Here is a 20173-nt window from a genome sequence, read left to right as displayed (position 1 = left end):
CGGGCAGGTGGGGAATTGTCCACCCTCGAGCGGGCTTCGCTGGCCTGTTTGCCCGTCCCCCACACCGGGAAGGCGACCGCGATCCAGCGACGCGCCGCCGACCGGGCGGTGCCGCGAAGGAAAGGCCGCAGAGATGGCGCAGAGCCAGCAGCCACTGACCGGGAAGCTAATCGCTTGCCTCGCCGCCGACGGAGTGGAGGACGTGGAATACACCCAGTCCCGAGCCGCCGCGGAGCAGGCGGGAGCCGAGGTCCATCTGATCTCGTTGCAATCGGGCGAGATCCAGTCGATGAACCAGGACATCAACCCGGCCAACCGCTATCGGGTAGACCGCACCGTGAACGACGTCAACGCGGCCGACTACGACGCCCTGTTGCTGCCGGGCGGGACGGTCAACCCCGACCGGCTCCGGATGAACCCACAGGCGATGGACTTCGTCCGGGCGTTCTTCCAACAACAGAAGCCGGTAGCCGCGATCTGCCACGGCCCCTGGTCGCTGGTCGAGACCGGCATGGTCAACGGCCGGACTCTCACCTCATTCCCCAGCCTGCGCACAGACATCCGTAACGCCGGCGGGAACTGGGTCGACGAACAGGTGCGGGTCGACAACGGCCTCGTCACCAGCCGCAGCCCCAGCGACCTTCCGGCCTTCTGCGCGACGATGGTCGAGGAGTTCGCCCAGGGCGAAGACGTCCGCCAGATGGCGACGGCCTGACAAGCGGGGCTCAGGGCCGGAAGCACCAGGCCGGTCCTGAGCCCGTAGCGGCGTTTATCCCGCCGCCCGAAAGGCCGCCGCTCCCGCCGAGCAGCGGCTTGAACCGGTGCAAAGCGACGATCAGCCGGTGCCGTGACGCCGTGCTGAGCAGCGGGACAGGGATCGTCTGCGTACTGCGGCCGATGGGCGGGTTGAGGTGGTTTCCGAGGGGTATCCGGGCGCCTAGGGGTCGCGGCCCGGACCGTCGTGAACCGGAATGCGCGGCCGGTGCGACCGGATGCGGAGGCTACCCGTGACTCAACTAGCAACCCGAGATGCAGTGAAGGCCAGGCAGGACGAGGTTCAGCGGCGCGGGCGCGGGCTCGGCTGGATGAGTCTCGGTCTGGGCGTGGCACAGCTCGCGGCACCGGACACGGTACGGCGGATCAGCGGAGTGGACGACTCCCCGACGTCACGGACGGTGGTGCCGCTGGTCGGGGCGCGGGAGTTGGTACATGCGGCCGGGCTTCTGACGAGCCGACGGAAGAGCATCTGGGCGTGGACCCGGGTCCTGGGCGACGCGATGGACCTGGCCTCTCTCGGGGTGGCCATCGCCCGCCGTGGCGGGCGCCGCCGTCGTCGTCTCGTCGGTGTCACTGGCGCCGTCGTCGGGATCACGGTGGTGGACCTGCTGACCGCCGTGCAAGCCACCCGGGCGAAAAGGAGCGGGGCGGTACAAGGCTTACGCGAAGGAGGATCCATGGAGCTGACGGCCACGACAACCATCCGCAAAACCCCACCCAAGGTCTACGCGTTCTGGCGCGACCTGGGCAACCTCCCGACGTTCATGGCCCACCTTGAGGAGATCCGCACCACCGGTGATCGCACGAGCCACTGGTCCGCCAGCGCTCCGTTCGGCAAGAACGTCGAGTGGGACGCGGAGATCGTTGACGAGGCACCCGGCGAGAAGATCGCGTGGCGGTCGACCGGGAACGCGGATGTGCCGAACGCCGGTACGGTCCGCTTCGTCCCCGCCCCGGATGGTGTGAGCACCGAGGTGCACGTCGTTCTGTCGTACGACATCCCGGGCGGCGCGATCGGCAAGGCGGTCGCCAGGTACTTCGGCGAGGAACCACACCAACAGCTCGACGACGACCTGCGGCGGCTCAAGCAGGTGCTGGAGACCGGCCAGGTGGTTCGTTCCGACGGTGCCCCGTGGGGCAAGCGGGCTCGCAAGGAGTTCCCGCAGCGTCCGGCGCAACCGCTGTCGGATGCCGAGCTGGCCAAGGGGGCGGACGCGTGAGGGCGAACACCTGGGCCGGCCGCAACAAGGTCAAGGTCCGCGACGTGCCGGACCCGAAGATCCTGAACGAGCGCGATGCCATCGTACGGATCACTTCCACCGCGATCTGCGGCTCGGACCTGCACCTGCTCGATGGGTACGTGCCCACGATGCAGGACGGCGACGTCATGGGTCACGAGTTCATGGGCGAGGTGATCGAGGTCGGCCGGGGCGTCGATCCGGGTCGGCTGCGCGTCGGGGACCGGGTCGTCGTGCCGTTCCCCATCGCCTGCGGTGCGTGCGGCGCCTGCGCCGCCGAGCTGTACTCCTGCTGCGAGAACTCCAACCCCAACGCCGGGATCGCGGAGAAGATGTTCGGTCACCCGGTCTCCGGAATCTTCGGCTATTCGCATCTGACCGGCGGCTTCGCGGGCGGTCAGGCACAGTACGCGCGGGTGCCGTTCGCCGACGTCGGTCCGCTGAAGATCGAGTCCGACCTGACCGACGAACAGGTGCTGTTCCTCTCCGACATCCTGCCCACCGGCTACATGGGTGCCGAAATGTGCGACATCCAGTCCACCGACGTGGTGGCGGTGTGGGGCGCCGGTCCGGTCGGCCAGTTCGCGATGGACAGTGCCCGCGCGCTCGGCGCCGCGAAGGTCATCGCCATCGACAAGGAGCCCTACCGGCTACAGATGGCCGAACGGGCGGGCCACACGACAGTGAACTTCGAGGAGGTGGACGTGCGGTCCCGGCTGCTGGAGCTGACCGGTGGGCGGGGACCGGACAAGTGCATCGACGCGGTCGGCATGGAAGCCAGCCACGGCAGCGCGCACGTGCACGCCTACGACCGGGTCAAGCAGGCAGTCCGCTCGGAGACCGAGCGCCCGCACGCACTGCGGCAGGCGATCCTGTCGTGCCGCAGCGGCGGCATCGTGTCGGTGATCGGCGTGTACGGCGGCTTCCTCGACAAGTTCCCGGCCGGGGCGTGGATGAACCGGGCGCTGACCCTGCGTACCGGTCAATGCCACGTACAGCGCTACATGAAGCCGCTGCTGCAGCGCATCGAACGCGGGGAGATCGACCCGACCCGGGTCATCACCCACACCCTGCCGCTCGACCAGGCAGAACGCGGCTTCGAGATCTTCAAGAACAAGCAGGACCACTGCGAGAAGGTCGTCCTCAAACCTTGACCACCACCCGCATCCGGCCACCGCGGCGCGCCCGGTGGCCGGATGCGGCGTATCCGGAGACATCGGCCTGCGGGCGCGGGGCATTCGCAACGGGGCTGCCCAGCTGTTTGCCGCGGACGACCCTGGGAAGGCGCACTCGGTGAGCGGGCCAGACACGGACCTAGGCACCCGATCGGACACCAGCCGTGCCGTGGCGTTCAGCGATGCGATCTTCGCCATCATCATCACGTTGCTGGTCCTGGACCTCCGGGTGCCGGACGTTCCTCCTGGCCGCCTCCTGTCTGGCCTACTCGACCAATGGCCATCGTACGTCGCCTATCTCGCGTCCTATTCGTACGTGGCCGTCGTCTGGCTCAACCACAAGGCGGCGTTCAACCGCATCCGGCAGGTCGATCGCGGCCTGCACTGGATGAACCTCTTCGTGCTGTTCAGCACGGCGCTGCTGCCGTTTCCGACGATTGTCGTGTCGCACGCGCTGCAGGAGCACAACAACGCGGACCAGCGTGTAGCCATCGCCTTCTACGCGCTGATCGGCGCGTTGCTGTGCGCGACGTGGCTGGCGTTCTACCACTACCTGGCCCGGAACCCCGATCTGCTGAAGGAGCAGGCCAAGGACGGCTTCTTTCACGTCGAGCGGTTCCGGGCCCTCGCCGGGGTCTTCCTGTACGTCCTCGCAGGAATTGTCGGCTACCTGGTGGCCCCCTTGATCGGCCTCGTCATCTTCCTCATCCTTCCCGTCTTTTATGCCATCACCAGTGCCGGCCTGTACCAGTTGCGGGTGACCCGCAGGATCATCCACCGCCCTCCGCCACCACCCTGAGGGTGTGCGAACGCCGTTTCACCCCGGCAAGGGCGGGTACCCGCCGCAATCCGGCTCGAGAGGGGATCCGAGGTGAACTACAGCGAGTTCATTCAGTCTGTGGCAGCACGACCCAAGGTTCCACCGGGGCAGGCGGAACCGATCACTCGCGCCACGCTCGAGACTGTGGCAAAACGGATCACTGGTGGCCAGGCAAGGGACCTCGCTTCCCAGCTCCCCGAGGAGCTGAAAGGCCTGGTGTCCAGGCCCACCGAAGATCCGGAACGGTTCGGCTTCACCGAATTCTTGGAACGGGTGCAGTCCCGGGCAGGGGTGGATCGCCAGGTGGCCACCGACGGAGCGCGGGCCGTGCTGGACACCCTCCGTGAGGCTGCCAGCGCGAAGGAGTACGGGGACTTTGTCGACCAGTTGCCGCAGGAGTTCTGGCAGTTGACCGGGCCAGGGTCGGGACAGCTCCAGCCCCGGCGGATCGGCACCTAGGCCACCACACCCTCGCTGCGGTGAGGCTCAGGCTGATCACCAGGATCAGCAAGGCGGGGTTGGCCTTTCACACCAAGGGATGGGCCGAGGATCGGAGCGACGTACCGATGGTGGGGCTCCATCTGGTCGGGACGTCAGGCGAGGCCCGAGGAGTGCGGGATGACCGAACCGGAGAGCCGGGACACGCACGGGGAGTCGCCCGGGCAACCGCGTGAGCAGGTTGGTGGGCGGCGCGACGGCGAGGAAGGCGCGAAATCCGCCGGTCGCGGCCAGAACCTCGGTGCCGCCGGCGGGCCAACGGGTGCCAAGCACGGCGAACGCCCCGTCGTCCCGAAGAGCGCTGAGCACGGCCTTCCTCAGCCGGCTGGCGGGCACAGCAGCAAGACGATGTCAGACCCAGACGTCGTCCTCCAGATTCCGCAGGTCAAGGTCGAACAGATCTACGTCGAGGTCGACAATCTGGACGCCTCTGTCTCTCTGAGAGCCCGGCTGGGCAGCCTGCTCCAGCTCGACGTGGGCGTTCAGGCGCATCTCGGCACGGTGAAGATCGACATCAAGGGCGTCGAGGCCGAGGCGATGCTTGAGGTTCGGCTCGATGAGCTCAGGGGCATTCTCGACAGCGCCCTCCGCACAATCGAGCGCAACCCTCAGATCATCGAGTCGGTGGTGAAGACGGTGGACACGGCCGTGAACCAGGTCGGGCAGACAGCGCAGCAGGCGCTGGGGCCGGATGGGCCGCTGTCGCAGACGCTGCAGCAGGCCACCCAGCAGTTGGGTCAACAACTCGGACAGGCCACCCAGCAACTCGGACAGGGCACCCAGCAACTGGCTCAGAGCAGCGGGACGGCGGCTGGTGGCGGTGTGGGGGGTCTCGGCAACGTGCTCGGCAGGTCTCCGGCCCGAGCGGGGTGGCAACGGATGAAGAGGATCGTCAACAGTAGTCAGCCGCTGAGGCAGGTCACGACGCGGCTAGCGGGACCGCAGGGGCAACAGCCGCAGAGCTGATCGACGTCCCCCGGGGTGGTGGCACACCAACTGGCCCGGTCACGCACTGCATGCTCCGCGGAGTCACTGTTGGCCCAGGTTGGTGACCAGGTTGACGGCGACGGCCAGGATGCCAGTTCCGAAGGTGTAGGAGAGCAGCGCATGCCCTAGGCGGTGTCTTCAAAGGATTTTTGTTGTCGGATGATGTAGGGCGTGGGTCGTCGCTACGAGTTGTCTGACGTCGAGTGGGATGCGCTATCGCGGTATCTGCCGTCGGTGGTGACCGGTGGTCGGCCTCGGGTCGATGACCGGCGGGTCCTCAACGGGATCGTGTGGAAGATCCGGGCCGGGGCGGCGTGGCGTGATGTGCCCGTCCGCTACGGGTCGTGGCAGTCGATCTATACCCGTTTCCGCAGGTGGGCCCTTGATGGCACGTTCGAGCGGATGCTGGCCGGGGTCCAGGCCGACGCGGACGCTGCCGGGGACATTGACTGGCTGGTGTCGGTGGACTCCACGATCGTGCGTGCCCACCAGCACGCTGCGGGCGCTAAAGGGGGGCCTGCGAATCGGACGAACCACAAGATCACGCCCTCGGTCGAAGTCGAGGTGGACTGACCACCAAGATTCACCTCGCCTGCGACGGCCTGGGTCGGACCCTGGCGTTCGTGCTTACCGGCGGCAACGTCAACGACTGCAGCCGCTTCACGCACGTCATGGCAGCGATCCGGGTCGAGCGGGCCGGACCCGGCCGACCTCGGGTCCGGCCCGACCATGTCATCGCCGACAAGGGCTACAGCTCCAAGGCCATCCGGGCTGACCTGCGCCGGCGCGGCGTCGGACACACGATCCCTGAGCGCGCCGACCAGCAGGCCAACCGCTACCGACGCGGCAGCCGTGGCGGCCGACCACCGGCGTTCGACAAGCAGCTCTACAAACGGCGCAACGTCGTCGAACGGTGCTTCAACCGGCTCAAGCAGTGCCGCAGCGTGGCGACCCGCTACGACAAGACCGCGACCTCGTTCCAGGCCACAGTCACTATCGCCGCGCTACTCCAATGGTTGTGAGCCTTTGAAGACACGCCCTAGCGCGACCCGGCGCACGCGGTTGCTTGTCGGTTCGGTCTCGCCCGGAGCGTAGGACATGCCGATCGTGAACGCGGCGTACGCGAAGTCGGCGTACGCCGGCGGATCTTCCCGCTTGAAGTCGATGCCGCCATCGTCGCGGAAGTACATCCGGGCGTACTTGAATGCGAAGACCGTATTCACCAGCGCCCACGCCAGGACCACCGCGACGACGCTGAGGATCACCAGCGTCACAGCCACCACGTCCTGCTGGTTCGAGGCGCGGACGAGCGCCTCGGCCACGGCGATGAGGCTGATGGCAGACGCGACCAGGATCGCCGCATCGGTGGAGCGGGACTGCTGCTCCGCCTCGGCAAGCTGCTCGGTGCGCGTTGGGCTCGCCCACCAGCAGGCCCGCCACACCCAGACGAGGATCGTGCCCGCCGCGATCGTCCAGATCACCAGCGGCGTCAACTCCGGCGCCCCGACCAGCGCGGTGGCGGTTCCTGCGACGACACCGACCGCTAACGACCACAGGGCACGCCTGACCGACAGCAGCCGTCCCCGCGCCGGTGGTCCCGATTGCTGCTCCACCTGTTCAGCGTTCCAGCTCGAACGGATCATGCAGGGAATACCCGAAGCGATTACCGGATCAGGTTGTGAACATCCTGGAATCGTGGAGGCTCGCCGATGGTGATGTGTCCCTTCTCAACCTCGTTGCGGTGCCGCGACGCGCATATGAGGGCCGTGGCGCTCAGCCCTCCATTCGCAGGTGGCGGTGTGCGGCGCGTCCGGCAGCTCCTCGGACCGCTCGCAGACCAGCCCGGTCACCTTGGACCGGACCAACTCCGGCACCGCGCCTCGGGCGAGCGCGACGGGCCAAACCTCGGCGGTCGTTTCTGGTTGGCTGCTGTTCTTACCGGGACCCGCTGTCTGGAGCAGCGACGCGCCGCCACCCCCGCCCGCAGCACAGCCGTCCTTGATCAACCCAAGAAGGGCCATTAGCGGGCGCGGGCGGCTCGTAGCCGCCTGCCGGTCAGGGTTGGTACTGACTGCGCGTGCGGGGCAGCCACTGGGGATGATGGTCGCGCAGGTACGCGACGAGTCCCTCGCGCAGGTCGCAGCGCAGGTCCCAGGCGCTGGCGCCGTCGGCAGCTGAGGCCTGCACCTGGATGACCGCCGTCTGAGGGGTGGAGTCGACCATCTGGAGCACCCACTGGCCGCGATCCCACAACGGTGAGGATTCGACCAGCCGGCGCGCCTCCCGGCGCAGGTCGTTGAGGTCGGCGGTGTGGTCGACATGGATCTGGATTTTGCCGACGACCCTGGACTCGTTCCGGGTCCAGTTCTGAAACGGCCGCTCGGTGAAGTACGTGGTCGGCAGGATGAGCATCCGCTCGTCCCAGAGTCGGATCACCACGTTGGTCAGCTTCACCTCTTCGACTCGGCCCCATTCGCCGTCCACCACCAGCACGTCGCCGACATGCAGACCGTCGGCGAAGGCGACCTGGACGCCGGCGAACGCGTTGCCGAGCGCGGTTCGGGCAGAGAGGCCGATCAAAGCGCCGACTACTCCTGCCGACGTCAGCACGGAGATGCCGAAGAGGCGTACCGGCCGGAAGGTGATCAGGATCAGGCCGACCGCGACGATCGTGACCACGGCGACGGTGAGCCGCCGTACCGGGCGAATCTGCGTCCGGGCCCGCCGGACCCGCCGGCTGGTGACCGCGTCGCCCGGAAGTCGGCTGAATGCGACCGCTTCAGCGACGTGCAACGCCCTGTTCACCAGCCATGCGCTGAGGATGATCAGGACCACCTGGACGGCGTGCCGCAGGTCCCGCTGCCACCCTGCCGGCCCCACCGGCAGCGCGTAATACAGCGCCCCGACCAGCAGGACCGCTGCCGCCGGGCGGCGGCAGGCTTGCCGCAGCGGCTCCAGCAGCCACTGGTAGTGGCCACGGGCTACGCGGCGAATGAGCATGCCAGAGATCAGGTCTACGACCACCGCCGTCGCCAGCGTGGCTCCTACGATCAACGCGGTGCGCATCAGAGGCCGTTCACCGTAGTCCCGATGTCAGCCTCCCCCGGCTCCCTGCCCTGTCCACGTGCCCAGGGTGCCACCCGGTCCGATCGTAGGCAGCGAACATCGGCGACCATCGCTGACCTGCATGCCAGATTCCCGGGTCACTCGTCATCGGTGACTGTGAAGGGCGTTCAGCCCTCCCCACCTCCGTCACAAACCAGCCAGACCGTGGTGCCGCGCGACCAGGTGGCAACGAGGCCAACCGTTTGACGGTTGGCCCCGCGGTTGCAGCGCACCGGTCAGCCTTGGCGCCACTTCTGGTTGGCGGTGCCGGCGCAGTCCCAGATGATCAGCCGTGCGCCGTCGCTACCGTTCCAGCCGTCGATGTCGACGCACTTGTTGGCCTGAGGGTTCACCAGATCACCGGCCGCCGACAGAACGAACTGCTGGGCGCCGGTGCCATTACAGGACCAGAGCTGGACGACCGCACCGTTGGCCGTAGAGCCGCCGGCGACGTCCATGCACTTGTTGTTCGCAGACCGCAGCACCCCGCCGCTGAAGGTCCACGCCTGGGCGGCGGTGCCATTGCATCCCCAGGTCTGCAGCGGTACGCCGTCGGAGAAGTTGGCCGACGGCACGTCGATGCACTTGTTGTTCCAGTTACTGATCAGGCGGGTGCTCCCGCCACCGCCGGTGGTGACCAGACTGAGCCCGTACGTGCCCAGGATCTCGTTGACCGGCTGGAACCATATTGTTGCTCCGGAACTGCAGTTGCCGGACCCACCCGAGGTCACACCCTGCGCCTGGTTTCCCGAGATCCATGAGCCGCCGGAGTCCCCGGGCTCGGCGCAGGCGTTGCTGCGGGTCAGGCCGGAGACGGCGCCCTGGGCATAGTTGATCGTCTCGTTGCGGCCCAGAATCGTGCCGCAACGCCAACCGGTCGTACGCCCTGAGCGGCACACCGAACTGCCGATCGCGGCGTCCTGCGAACCGGCAACGGTCACGTTGCCGCCGGAGTAGTTGTTGACCCACGGCTGGGGCGTCCAGGAACTGTTGGTCCGGATCCACGCGTAGTCGTTGCCCGGGAATGACGAACCGGCGAAGCTGCCCTGTGCGGCGTTGTTGTAGCCGAGGGTGGCGCTGCCGACGCCGCCACAGTGCCCGGCGCTGACGAAACCGCCGACGACCGCGAAGCCGACCGAGCAGAGTGTGTTGCCGTTGATGACGTACTGGTCGCCACCGCGGATGTCGTACAGCGGCCGGGGCGCTTCGGGGGCCTCGACGACGGCGATGGCGTCGCCGGCGACGCCGCTGGACCGGGCGAACGACCTGGCGGCCGACTCACCGCCGGGTTGCACCCGCACGACGACGCGGTTGGTGAGAACGTCGACGTACCAGCCGTGGACGCTTCCGCCGGCCCTGGCCCCATGCTGGTCGAGCGCCGCCAGCGTGGCGTTGAGCTGCTTCTCGCTGCGAGAAACCACTGTCGCGTCCGCGCCCTGCCCGCGTACCACGGTGATGGCAGAGGTGTCGGTGACCGCGACGGTCAGACGGTCACCGCCCTCCGGGATCCAGGCGCCGGCGAACGACGGGCCGAGCCGCTCGCGCAGCCGCCGCTCGACGGCCGGCGCGGTGGCTTCGACCCGCACCCGATTGGCGATCTGGACGTCGGTGAGGTGCAGATCCCGTCGCATGGCGGCGACCATCGCGGGATCCATGTCGAGGGCGGGCGAAGCGGTCGGCGCGGACGGAGCAGAACCTGAGTCGGCGAAGCTGACGGTCGGCGGGAGACTGAGCGTGGCAAGCACCGCGGCGGCGATGCCGAGCGTCCCTGGTAGACGATTCATTGCGCATTCCTTCCAGCTCCCGGCCGCATGTCGACCGCGGACCGGCGGTGGCGGAGGAGGTACCGGAACGAACACGGAGAGCGCTCTCTCGCATGAAGAGTCTGACCCTCGACATCAACGTGTGTCAATCACATGATGGTGGTGGGGAACAGGCTGGCACGGCAGGACCGATGGCTGTGGGTGGCTGGCAAGCGACTGACCACCGATGACAACCTGGCTTTCGTCCCGTCCTTCTCCCATGGCATGCGGTCGAGCGCGGGACGGGTGCGGCGAGGCGACATCAAGCCCTGCCCGTTTCCCGGCCGCCGCCCGGATGAGGTATTCCGGCTGCTGCTGACCGACGAGACAGACCCGGTTGCGGATGGGCCCCGATCATCGCCTCAAGCGACGCAGAACTCGTTGCCCTCGGGGTCGAGCATGACGACGTGCCCGAGGACGTCGCCGTACCACTCCTCGCGGACCACCGTCGCACCGGCGGCAACCAGATTGGGCACTTTCTGTCGGATCAACAGGGTGCGCTCGGCCATGTCACCGGCGCTCGGACCGGCGACTCGGATGTCGATGTGCATGCGATTCTTGGCAGACTTGCCCTCAGGCACCTTGAGAAACGCAATGGCGGGGCCCCGGCCGTCCGGGTCGACGATGGACGCGTTGTCGGGCTCGTCAAAGCCGGGTTCATTGACATAGCCGAGGGCCAACGCCCAGAAAGCAGCAATCCGCTGGGGATCGTCGGCGTCACAGCCCAGGGTCCAAAGAGTGCCCACCGCGCCAACGTACCCTGTTGCTCCCAGCAGGCACGGCCAGCGCAGTCCGACCAGTCGGAACGAACACCTAGCGCGTGGTGGCGCGGGCGGCGGTGTCGATGAGGTCTGCGACCGGGCCGGGTTGAGAGACCGCCACGGCGTGGGACGCCTCAATCTCAACCGTCGTGGAGCCGGCCCGCTTGGCCAGGAAGCGCTGGAGGTCCGGCGGAATCCCCATGTCCTGGGTGGTGATCAGGGTCCAGGACCGGATCGTCTTCCAGGCGGCCCTGGTCACGCTCTCCGTCTGGGCGGCCTCGGTGGGCGGCCGCTGCGTCACCGCCATCAGCTCAGCGGTGTCGGGGTCGACGTCGGCGGCGAAAACCGCAGGGAATTTCGTCGTACCGGCGCGCAGTTTCGGCTGTGGGAACGGTGCAGCACCCAGTATTCAAGGCGATTCAGACCTCTGTCAGCGAGATCTGGAATGCCAGCTGTACAACTCGACGACGCGGGGCGAGCGCCTGGTTGCACCGTCACCGGCCGTATGTCTCCAGCAGCCGTAGCCAGACCTCGCTGACGGTCGGGTATGCCGGAACCGCGTGCCACAGCCGGTCCAGCGGAACCTCGCCGACGACGGCGATGGTCGCGGCATGGATCAGTTCCGCGACGTCCGGGCCGGCGAGGGTGAAGCCGATGATCACCTTTCGATCCTCGTCGATGACCATTCGGGCGTGCCCCTTGTAGCCATCGGCGTGCAGGGACGATCCGGCGACAGAGCCCAGGTCGTAATCCACGACCCGGATCCGCAGCCCGGCCGCCGCGGCCGCAGCTGCGGTCAGCCCGACCGACGCGACCTCCGGGTCGGTGAAGATCACCTGCGGCACCGCACGCTCATCAGCCGTCACGGCATGGCGGCCCCACTGACCGTCCTCGACCTTCTCACCCCTCGCCCGGGCCACGATCACGTCGCCCGCCGCGCGCGCCTGATACTTGCCCTGATGGGTCAGCAGCACTCGCCGGTTCACATCACCGGCGGCGTACAACCATCCCCCGCCGCCGACGACGCGCAGCGTGTCGTCGACCGCCAGCCAGACACCCGGCGCTAGCCCAACGTTCTCCAGTCCGATGTCCTGGGTGTTCGGGATACGACCGACTGCCACCAGTACCTCGTCGGCTTCAACCTGCTCACCGTCGGCCGTGTCGACGTGGACGGTTCCGCTGTCGCCGCGGCTGACGGAGACGGCATTCGCGCCGAGGCGTACCGACGCACCGGCCTCGCGCAACGACTCCGTGACCAACTCCCCCGCAAACGGCTCTGCCGACGGCAGCACACCGTCACGGGCCAGCACCGTCACCGAAGATCCCAGAGCGCCGAACGCGGTCGCCATCTCGGCCGCCACCACGCCACCACCGATGATCGCGAGCCGGCGGGGCACCGAGGCGGCCGAGGCGGCCTCGCGACTGGACCACGGCGCCGCCTCCCGCAGGCCTGGAATATCCGGCAGCAGAGCGCTACTCCCGGTCGCGACGACCACCGCGTGCCGCGCGGTCAGCGTGACCGTCACGCCGTCAACCCCAGTCACCTGGACGACCCGGGCCGAACGGATTCGCCCCTGCCCGCGGTGCAGCGCGATCCCCGCCGACTCAAGCCAGGACACCTGCCCGTCGTCCTTCCACTGCGACGCGAAGGAGTCCCGGCGTCCGAGCACCGCCGCGGCGTCCAGGTGTCCCGTCACCGCTTCCCGCGCTCCCGGCAGTTGGCGAGCCGCCCGCAACGCGGACGCGCTACGCAGCAACGCCTTGGTCGGCATGCAGGCCCAGTACGAGCACTCCCCGCCGACCAACTCCCGCTCGACGATGGCGGCGGTCAGGCCGCCCTGCACGACCCGGTCAGCGACGTTCTCCCCAACCGGACCGGCACCGATCACGACGACGTCGTACTCGAAGGCGGTCATGTCAGTTGCTCCTGCCGGCACGGCCGAGACGGACGGCCGCGATGAGGAAGAAGATGGCACCGGGGATGGCGTAGCCAGCCGCGTTGGTCAGCGACGGGTCAGCCGCGGACGCACCGGCGATGAAGGACCCACCAGCCAGAACCGAGATACCGCCACTGATGATCATCGGCCACTGGCCACCCATCTTCCGACGAGTGACACCCACAATCAACTGGACCAGTCCGGCCACGATCGCCCAGGCGCCCCACACCCGCAGAACGGCGGGGATGCCGGACGCGCTGGCGACGCCCACGCCGACGGCGGTTATCAGGCTGACCGCGATGTTCACGTACAGCAGGGCCGGCGAGCCGGCGAGCCGCGTCGAACGAAGGTCGTAGATGGCGGCGCCCACGTCGAACAGCGGGTAGAGCACGAAGAGTGCCACCGTGAGCGGGCCGATCTCCTTGGCGGTGGCGATAGTCACGAGTGCCCACACGATGGCGAACGCGAAGCGGGTGAAGTACAGCCGCCGCAAGGCGGAGGCGGGCTGGGAGATACCGGGGGAGGCAGCAGTGGCGGTCACGGTGACCCTTTCGGTGAAGGCTTGACGAGAACGAACGTTCTGTCGTGCCTCAAGCATGACGAGCCCCCGCCTGTCTGTCAAGACAGACCGTTCTACCCACTAATCCGCCGAGGGGCCGCCACCACAAGCCTTCGGCCGCGCGCAGAGTCAGACCGAACGTTCTATCGCTAAGATGGTGGGATGCTCCGCACCGAACCTGGCACGCGGCCTTCTGAGGCGCGGCTCCGGCTCCTCACCACGGCAACCAGGATCTTCTACGCCGAGGGCATCCACGCCGTGGGCGTTGACCGGATCATTGCTGAGGCGAAAGTGACCCGGGCCACCTTTTACCGGCACTTCCCCAGCAAGGACGACCTCATTCTGGCGTACCTGCGGGAGATCCACCGCATGGAGCGCGGCACGGTCGAGGCGGCCATCGCCGCCGACTCCACGCCGGTCGACCGCCTCCTGGCCGTTGCTGGCTCCATCGCTGGAAACATCCAGTCCCCCGGGTTCCGCGGATGCGCCTTCCTGAACGCAGCGGCCGAGTATCCCGACACCGACCATCCCGTGCACCAGGAGATCATCGCCCACCGGCAATGGTTCCTGGACACGCTCACCACGCAGATGGCGCAGGTCCACGAGGAAACGGCGGATGCCGCCGCACGCCACTTCGTCATGCTTCGCGACGGCGCCATGGCGGCCGGGTGCCTTTTCGACCCCGCGTTGGTGTCCGAGACCTTCCTCAGCGGGGTCGAAGGACTGCTCCGGATCAATACCGAGCGCCAGTCGGCCGAGTCGGCGCCTTAGTACGCCTGATTGGCGCGCAAAGTCGCGCGGTCACGCCTCGGAGTCACGCTCGCCGGATGCCTCTCGCCCGATCGGCGAGGCGGAACCCTCCAGTGGTCGGCCCCGGCTCCGCAGGCTGTCGAGTAGCGCCACCAGGACCAGCACTGCGGCCACCACGCTCAACCCGACCATCGGTGCCCAGCGGGCCAATGCCGGCGTGAACAGCAGCAGGGCCAGCACTCCGGTCACCCGGGAAGGCGAAACCCGGCCAAAGATCTCGTACTCCAGCCGCATACGGGCGACAAGGAAGAGCATCGGACCGCCCACCACGAACAGAAGCCAACCGGGACGCGGCGACCCGAACGGATTGTGGATCACCAGCTCGTAGCCGACCGAGGTGACGAGCACGCTGAACACGATCAGCAGATGCGTCCGTTCCGACGACGCGCCCAGCCGGCCGGGCATGGCCGACCGTTCCAACGCCTCGGCCAACAGCAAGCCGGCGCGGTGGAAGTAGATCCGCCAGATCAGCGCGCTGATGGCGAACGCGACCGCGAAGGCGGCCGCCCGCACCGCGGAGTAGTCCGTCCCGCTGAAGACCACGCCGATGACCAGAATCGACTCACCGAGTGCGATGAGAAACATCTGCTGGTAACGGTCGGCGAGATGCGTGCCGGCGATCCGCCAGCGGCCCACCTCTGAGGCCCCGAGCCACGGCAACGGCCAACCCAGGGCCCAGGCGACGTAGTCGACAGTAAGGGCGGCAGCCCACAGCGGCAGGCGAAGTCGATCCGGCCCGAATGCGCCGGCCAGCCACAGTGGCGCACTCGCCGAAGCCCACACGGCAAGCCGAAACGGCACCAGTCGTCGCGGATGGCCACGCAGCGCGGCCGCGATCACCAGCGGCCGCACCACCATCACCATCAGGTACGCGACCGCGAACGGCAGCGCCCGTTCCTCCATGGCCCGGGGCAACGCCACCGCCATGACCAGGCCGGCGAACATGGTGCCGACCACGACGGCCTGGATGATCGGTTGCTCTGGTTCGTAGCGACTGGTGATCCAGGCTGTGTGCGACCAGATCAGCCAGAGGGCCAAGAAGAGCAGCAGCGTACGACCGAACCCCTCGACGAGGGCCCAACCGGTGTCATCGCTCAGGCCGGCGAATCGTTGCGAGACCCGGGTGAGGGCCACTACGAAGGCCAGATCGAAGAAGAGTTCGAGGAAGGTCGCGCGGCCCGAACTCGTCGGAGGGCGCAGCAGTGCGGCGCCGCGTTCCGCCGCCATCGTCCGCCCCCGTCCTCCCCTTGTCGCACCAACGATCCGGCCGACAGAAGAGTTGCGTCCGGGTCCGCCCGAACCGGATAGAGCGGGCGAGCCGCTCCTGATCCAGCTGAGCTGTCAGATCGGGCACCGTGTTGATCTATACCCCAGATGGCTCCTCGTGACGGTGGAGCCATCGGACGAGAGCGCGTTCGATGTGTCCTCGTTGCCGCATCCATCGGACCAACAGGGCGACGCCGAGTGACAGGACCAGGCCCGCCCACATGGGTGCACCGGCTTTCCACACCAGCCAGCCAGCCAGCCCGGCGACCATGAGCAGAACCGACTCCGCCCTTTCGGGGGTCACCCATCTAACCAGCCTTGTGCGAGTCACGAGCACACCGAAGCACATCTGCGGTCCGGTCGCCTCGATCGATCAGGTGAGGAGGAACACCGGAGGTACGACACACCCGTTCCGCCCTAAAGGGTCTGTCACGTGTTGTTGCCCGGTCCGTCGTCACTCACCCGGGACGCCACTCGCCTCGACTGCCGTTGGTGTTCTCGGGCGCGCTGTTCGAGGTAGTCAGCGACGTCGTCCGCCCGGGTCGCACGTCCGAGCCAGCGGCTCAGGTTCGACTTCTGCGGGGCGGGAGCCATTACCCGACTGCCGTCGGCGCAGGTGATGGCGATTCCGTGATAGCCCGGGTCGCACCGCACAACGGCTGACCACGGCACGTGGAACGTACGCCACTGGCTGTGCAGGATCAGTCCTTCGGGACCTGCGGACAGTCGAGGATGGAATATGTTCCGCCACAACACGAATCCCAGGAGGCCGTAAGGCACGGCGATGGCGAGCACCGGACGCAGATCGCCGTCGGGTGCAGAAGCCTGGTAGGCGGAGAACACCAGCACCCCAACGGCTACAACACCCAACAGCAGGCCGCTGAAGATCCTCAACGCGACACCCAGTCGCCACACCCGCACTTCCTGCAGATCGATCGGCACTCCCGACCCCTATCTGTCTGGCCGCGATTACGTCAAGCGCCACAGGCTCCGCCCACGAGCACCGGCAGCAACACCATCATCTATCCGCGCCGTGCCCAGCCCTCGGCCGGGTTCGCCGCCGTCTCCACGACGCGGGATCTCCCTGCGATAGTTCAGCTCTTACGGTTCGGGTCGGGCTGATCATTCACTGCCGGCAAGGGAACAGCACAGTGGGACATCACCTCGTCTGCTCGCCGAGTGCCGCAGCGCAGCGGCATGAGCGGATACCGGTTGGCGAGACGTGTGTTCAGTGGGTCATGGTTTGGGCGTGATCGTCATTCAGCGGGTACGCGTGCGATGGAGCGCGGCAGGGCGGGGCGCTCCACAGGCCAACGCCCGTCGAGGGCTCAACCGCCCACTGGCACTCTCGGCGCCACTCCCAGAAGGCGACGTCGTAGTCCACGACGTCCTGGCCGATGAGGCCGGCGGCTACGTACGTCGTAGCGACGTACTGACCGGTGACGTGAGCATCGCCCGCAACCTCAATCTGTGGCTCACCTCCGACGGCCCGGCGGTGACCGTCGAGCGCCTGCCCGGCGCGGCGGCGTTCCCCCCACCGGGAGTGTCGGCCCGCCTGTTCACCCTCGCCCACGGACAGGTCGGCCGGTATCGAGCCAATTTCCGGTTCCGGTTCACCCAGTGCGCGTGCGACCCCAGCTGGTACTACGAGGACTGGGTGGTTCGTGTCAGCAACGGCCGTGTCGCACACGATCGCTTCCTGCATGGCGAACCGGACCACGATGTCGACAACCGCGTCCACCTGTATGGCGGCCCTGCGCGCCGAGGTAACCGCTGACAACCGGCGATTTGGGTCAGGCGGTCGGTTGCCTCTGTTTGATGAGGTGGACGCTGCCATCCGGGGTGTCGTCAGCGTAGGTGAGGGCGTAGCCGGCGCGTTCGTACATCTTGATGTTGCTCGTGCTGCGGTGGCCGGTGAACAGCTCGTAGTGCGTGGTTTCCTCGGGGGCCTGCTGTTCGGCGTATGAGAGAAGCCAGGAGCCGATGCCGTTTCCGGCCTGGTCGGGAGCCACCATGAGGCGACCGATCAACCACCCACGGCCGCGTGCCTGGGCTCGGACCGCCGCGACGAGGCGTCCGTGTCGACGTACGCACCACAGCTGCCATGTCGACGTCGATTCGCGCAGTTCGTCGAGGGTTTCCCGGAGCGGCGACAGGTCGAGCGTGTCGTTCGCGAGGGCCTCCTGCACCCAGCAGCACCGCTGGAGGACGAGCAGCTCGGCGAGGTCGTCCGGCTGGACGATGGTCAGCCGTAGTCCTTCGACCGGGCCGGGCACGTTGGTGACGTCACTGTCCGGTTCGGTGCGCAGGGGCCGCATCGCTGAGGCCACCCGGGTCAACTCAAGCAGCATCCTGCGAGCCGTGTCGTCGAGTCCCGCGGAACGGAGAACCTGCCCGTCCTGGGTGCTGTCGGCGATGCGGAGGGCGACGGTGGCACCGATGGGCATCATCTTCAAGGTGGTGACGACCTGCTTCGTCATCTGCACCGAGCGGGTGCCGGCCGAGGTGTTGCCGTAGCTGACGAATCCCACCGGCTTCCACGCCCACTCGTGGTAGAGGAAGTCCAGAGCGTTCTTCAACACCGCTGGCATGCCGTAGTTGTACTCGGGTGTCACCACCACGAATGCGTCAGCTGCGGCAACCCGCTGGCTCCACGCGCGAGTGTGCTCGTGGACGTAGATGCCGCTGGAGGGATGCTCGGGCTCGTCGAGCAGCGGCAGCCCGATGTCGGCCAGGTCCGCGACGTCGAGAGCGATCCGGGCCGCTGCGGCTGTCGGGAGGGTCGCCTGGACGAACCAGTCGGCGATTGCTGGTCCCAGCCGTCCGGGGCGGGTGCTCGCGACGATGACCAGGACGTTCAGTTGGGCAGTCTGCGCTTTCAATGACATGTCAACGAACATAACCGAGCTTTCGATGACGTGTCAACGAGATGTAGTGTGACCGCGTGGACACTGCCTGGTTGAGCGAGGACGAGGAACACGCCTGGCGCGCTTTCCGGCGCCTGCTGACGACGCTGCCGGCGCGGCTCAACCGGGACCTGGCCCGCGACTCAGGGCTGTCGCCGGCCGACTACGAGGTGCTGAGCACGCTGTCGGAGAAGCCGAACCGCCGGTGGGCGCTCAAGGACCTCGCCCACAAGATGGAGTGGTCGCGCAGCCGACTGTCCCACCACGCGACCCGAATGGAGGCGCGCGGTCTCATCGACAAGGAGCCCGACCTACAGGACGCGCGGGGCTGCATCCTGCACCTGACCGACGACGGCTTCAGGGTGCTGGATGAAGCTGCCCCACACCATGTCGTTTCCGTACGCGCGCGCTTCCTCGATCATCTAAGCCCCGACGAGCTCGAGGTGCTGCGCAAACTTTCGACCCGGATCTCCGACCTGCCTGACTGACGGCACTAGTCGGCGGCGATCTGCTCGACGGATTGCGCGGCGATGGCGAGCAGCGCGGAATCTCCGGATCGGGTGTACGTGTCGCTCACGGCATCAATGAACTTGATCGCGTGCGCGTCTCCGCTGTCTGTTGCGCGGCGCATGACCTCATCGAGGCTCAGGTTGGTGCCAGCGGACGGGGCGGGCCGCGCCTCGGCCGGGGCGTAGGCGGCGGCAACGGCAGCTGTTGCCGCCCAGGCGGCGGCGAGGCTCGGCACCCAGAGCGCCTGCGGTAGAGCCGGCAACGCACGCAGGACCGCGTTCGGCGCGGTCGCGGCGTGGACGAGCATGACAGGGCTCGCGTACCCGTGGGTGCCGTGCCGGACCACCGCGGCGTCGACGATCCCCGCGAGCCGTGTCGGCACGTCGTCCGTGTTGTTTCCGGGCACCGCGCCGGCTGCGGAAGGCCACCGGCTCAGGTCGGCCAGTTGGGCGAGGCGGGCTCGAATGCCGGACCGCTGGTCGGGTACGCGGGGCACCGCGTCGAGCGCGGACCGGGCGTCGGTTGTCGGGTACGGCCCGGCGCCAGGTGGCGCGAGGGGCTGCCACCGGGCGGCCCAGTAGGCCAGCCCCTGACCGAGTTCGGCGACGCGCGGCTGGGTCTCCTCGTCGAGCAACGCACGTACGGCGTGGCCGACCCGGATGACGCCGTGGGTCGCGCCGGCGGCTATGCCAGGTAGCAGGCGCGGCCACCACCGGACCAACACCTCCCGCCAGGGTTCGCCGGCCAACTCGCGGTCGAAATAGTTCAGCCAGTCTCCGGTACGAACCGGGTCGCCGAGCGGGTCGCGCCACTCGTCACCTGGGATGGGCCGAATACCACGTGGCCGCTCTTCCAGCCTGTCCGCGTAACCATCAATCCATCGGTGCACTGCCTGCTCGTGGCCGCGGTAGGCCAGGGCCTCGACCGCCATCGGGGCGTGGTTGGACAGCCAACCGTTGCGCTCCGGACCAGTGTGGCGCACCCGTTCGTACGCCTCGTCGAGGACGAAACTCGTCATGCAG

At 67.8% G+C, this 20173-nt stretch carries 20 protein-coding genes and 1 pseudogene; 10 read left to right on the top strand and 11 right to left on the bottom strand.

Annotated features, from left to right (window positions below):
* Positions 1–133 precede the first annotated feature (133 nt).
* The 7 genes and pseudogenes from KBX34_RS09685 (at position 134) to KBX34_RS09655 (ending at position 6517) form a co-directional block, all read left to right on the top strand.
* Positions 134–715 carry a type 1 glutamine amidotransferase domain-containing protein gene (locus KBX34_RS09685; RefSeq protein ID WP_210924532.1) on the top strand — a complete coding sequence of 194 codons (582 nt, stop codon included), beginning with the start codon at positions 134–136 and terminating at the stop codon, positions 713–715.
* Between the two features lie 370 nt (positions 716–1085).
* Complete coding sequence (locus KBX34_RS33480) at positions 1086–1997, top strand: SRPBCC family protein (RefSeq protein ID WP_231927284.1); 912 nt, start codon at positions 1086–1088, stop codon at positions 1995–1997.
* Positions 1994–3169, top strand: a complete 1176-nt coding sequence (locus tag KBX34_RS09675; protein WP_210924529.1) for a zinc-dependent alcohol dehydrogenase — start codon at positions 1994–1996, stop codon at positions 3167–3169. Before KBX34_RS33480 ends, KBX34_RS09675 begins: the two co-directional genes overlap by 4 nt.
* A 190-nt stretch (positions 3170–3359) precedes the next feature.
* On the top strand, positions 3360–3989 hold the full coding sequence (locus KBX34_RS09670; protein ID WP_088947046.1) for a TMEM175 family protein: 630 nt from the start codon (positions 3360–3362) through the stop codon (positions 3987–3989).
* A gap of 72 nt (positions 3990–4061) precedes the next feature.
* Complete coding sequence (locus KBX34_RS09665; protein ID WP_088947045.1) at positions 4062–4469, top strand: DUF2267 domain-containing protein; 408 nt, start codon at positions 4062–4064, stop codon at positions 4467–4469.
* Between the two features lie 159 nt (positions 4470–4628).
* The gene (locus KBX34_RS09660; protein ID WP_210924527.1) at positions 4629–5474 is read left to right on the top strand and encodes a hypothetical protein; all 846 of its coding nucleotides are present in this window, start codon (positions 4629–4631) and stop codon (positions 5472–5474) included.
* A gap of 192 nt (positions 5475–5666) precedes the next feature.
* Positions 5667–6517 (top strand): annotated as a pseudogene (locus KBX34_RS09655) (IS5 family transposase).
* Here KBX34_RS09655 and KBX34_RS09650 read toward each other — a convergent pair.
* From KBX34_RS09650 to KBX34_RS09620, 7 genes are all read right to left on the bottom strand, one after another.
* The gene (locus tag KBX34_RS09650) at positions 6500–7108 is read right to left on the bottom strand and encodes a DUF1345 domain-containing protein (RefSeq protein WP_307871363.1); all 609 of its coding nucleotides are present in this window, start codon (positions 7106–7108) and stop codon (positions 6500–6502) included. The pseudogene KBX34_RS09655 and the gene KBX34_RS09650 sit on opposite strands and share 18 nt — an antisense overlap.
* Positions 7109–7550: 442 nt before the next feature.
* On the bottom strand, positions 7551–8495 hold the full coding sequence (locus tag KBX34_RS09645) for a mechanosensitive ion channel family protein (RefSeq protein ID WP_247671638.1): 945 nt from the start codon (positions 8493–8495) through the stop codon (positions 7551–7553).
* 341 nt (positions 8496–8836) lie between these two features.
* Entirely contained in the window at positions 8837–10384 is a 1548-nt protein-coding gene (locus KBX34_RS09640) for an RICIN domain-containing protein (protein ID WP_247671637.1), read from the bottom strand.
* A gap of 380 nt (positions 10385–10764) precedes the next feature.
* Positions 10765–11148: a VOC family protein gene (locus KBX34_RS09635; RefSeq protein WP_210924522.1), complete on the bottom strand. Its 384-nt coding sequence runs from the start codon at positions 11146–11148 to the stop codon at positions 10765–10767.
* 67 nt (positions 11149–11215) lie between these two features.
* Positions 11216–11539, bottom strand: coding sequence for an alpha/beta hydrolase (locus KBX34_RS09630; RefSeq protein ID WP_282102606.1), 324 nt, complete (start codon positions 11537–11539; stop codon positions 11216–11218).
* A gap of 118 nt (positions 11540–11657) precedes the next feature.
* Positions 11658–13079: an NAD(P)/FAD-dependent oxidoreductase gene (locus KBX34_RS09625; protein WP_210924520.1), complete on the bottom strand. Its 1422-nt coding sequence runs from the start codon at positions 13077–13079 to the stop codon at positions 11658–11660.
* Position 13080: 1 nt separating this feature from the next.
* A complete protein-coding gene (locus KBX34_RS09620; RefSeq protein WP_247671635.1) occupies positions 13081–13698 on the bottom strand; it encodes a hypothetical protein in 618 nt (205 codons plus the stop codon).
* A 123-nt stretch (positions 13699–13821) separates the two neighbouring features.
* Here KBX34_RS09620 and KBX34_RS09615 point away from each other — a divergent pair, with 123 nt between their 5' ends.
* Positions 13822–14430 (top strand): TetR/AcrR family transcriptional regulator, encoded by a 609-nt coding sequence (locus tag KBX34_RS09615; RefSeq protein ID WP_210924518.1) that lies wholly within the window; start codon positions 13822–13824, stop codon positions 14428–14430.
* A gap of 30 nt (positions 14431–14460) precedes the next feature.
* Here the strand turns inward: KBX34_RS09615 and KBX34_RS09610 are convergent, their stop codons facing one another.
* Positions 14461–15696: a low temperature requirement protein A gene (locus KBX34_RS09610; RefSeq protein WP_210924516.1), complete on the bottom strand. Its 1236-nt coding sequence runs from the start codon at positions 15694–15696 to the stop codon at positions 14461–14463.
* A gap of 468 nt (positions 15697–16164) precedes the next feature.
* Positions 16165–16677: a PH domain-containing protein gene (locus tag KBX34_RS34220; protein ID WP_210924514.1), complete on the bottom strand. Its 513-nt coding sequence runs from the start codon at positions 16675–16677 to the stop codon at positions 16165–16167.
* Between the two features lie 502 nt (positions 16678–17179).
* Between KBX34_RS34220 and KBX34_RS09600 the strand changes: the two genes are divergently transcribed.
* Positions 17180–17512, top strand: a complete 333-nt coding sequence (locus KBX34_RS09600; protein WP_247671634.1) for a hypothetical protein — start codon at positions 17180–17182, stop codon at positions 17510–17512.
* Between the two features lie 16 nt (positions 17513–17528).
* Here the strand turns inward: KBX34_RS09600 and KBX34_RS09595 are convergent, their stop codons facing one another.
* On the bottom strand, positions 17529–18623 hold the full coding sequence (locus KBX34_RS09595) for a bifunctional NAD(P)H-dependent oxidoreductase/GNAT family N-acetyltransferase (protein ID WP_210924512.1): 1095 nt from the start codon (positions 18621–18623) through the stop codon (positions 17529–17531).
* Between the two features lie 71 nt (positions 18624–18694).
* Here KBX34_RS09595 and KBX34_RS09590 point away from each other — a divergent pair, with 71 nt between their 5' ends.
* Positions 18695–19129 (top strand): MarR family winged helix-turn-helix transcriptional regulator, encoded by a 435-nt coding sequence (locus KBX34_RS09590; RefSeq protein ID WP_197699598.1) that lies wholly within the window; start codon positions 18695–18697, stop codon positions 19127–19129.
* A 5-nt stretch (positions 19130–19134) separates the two neighbouring features.
* On the opposite strand, the gene KBX34_RS09585 is transcribed toward KBX34_RS09590, so the two are convergent.
* On the bottom strand, positions 19135–20169 hold the full coding sequence (locus KBX34_RS09585; protein ID WP_210924510.1) for a questin oxidase family protein: 1035 nt from the start codon (positions 20167–20169) through the stop codon (positions 19135–19137).
* Positions 20170–20173: the final 4 nt, after the last annotated feature.

Origin of the sequence: Micromonospora sp. M61, from assembly GCF_018070245.1 — a bacterium.
In the GTDB taxonomy this organism is placed as follows: domain Bacteria; phylum Actinomycetota; class Actinomycetes; order Mycobacteriales; family Micromonosporaceae; genus Micromonospora; species Micromonospora zamorensis.
Note: the sequence above shows the minus strand (reverse complement) of the source record. Positions and strands in the feature narration are given on the sequence as shown.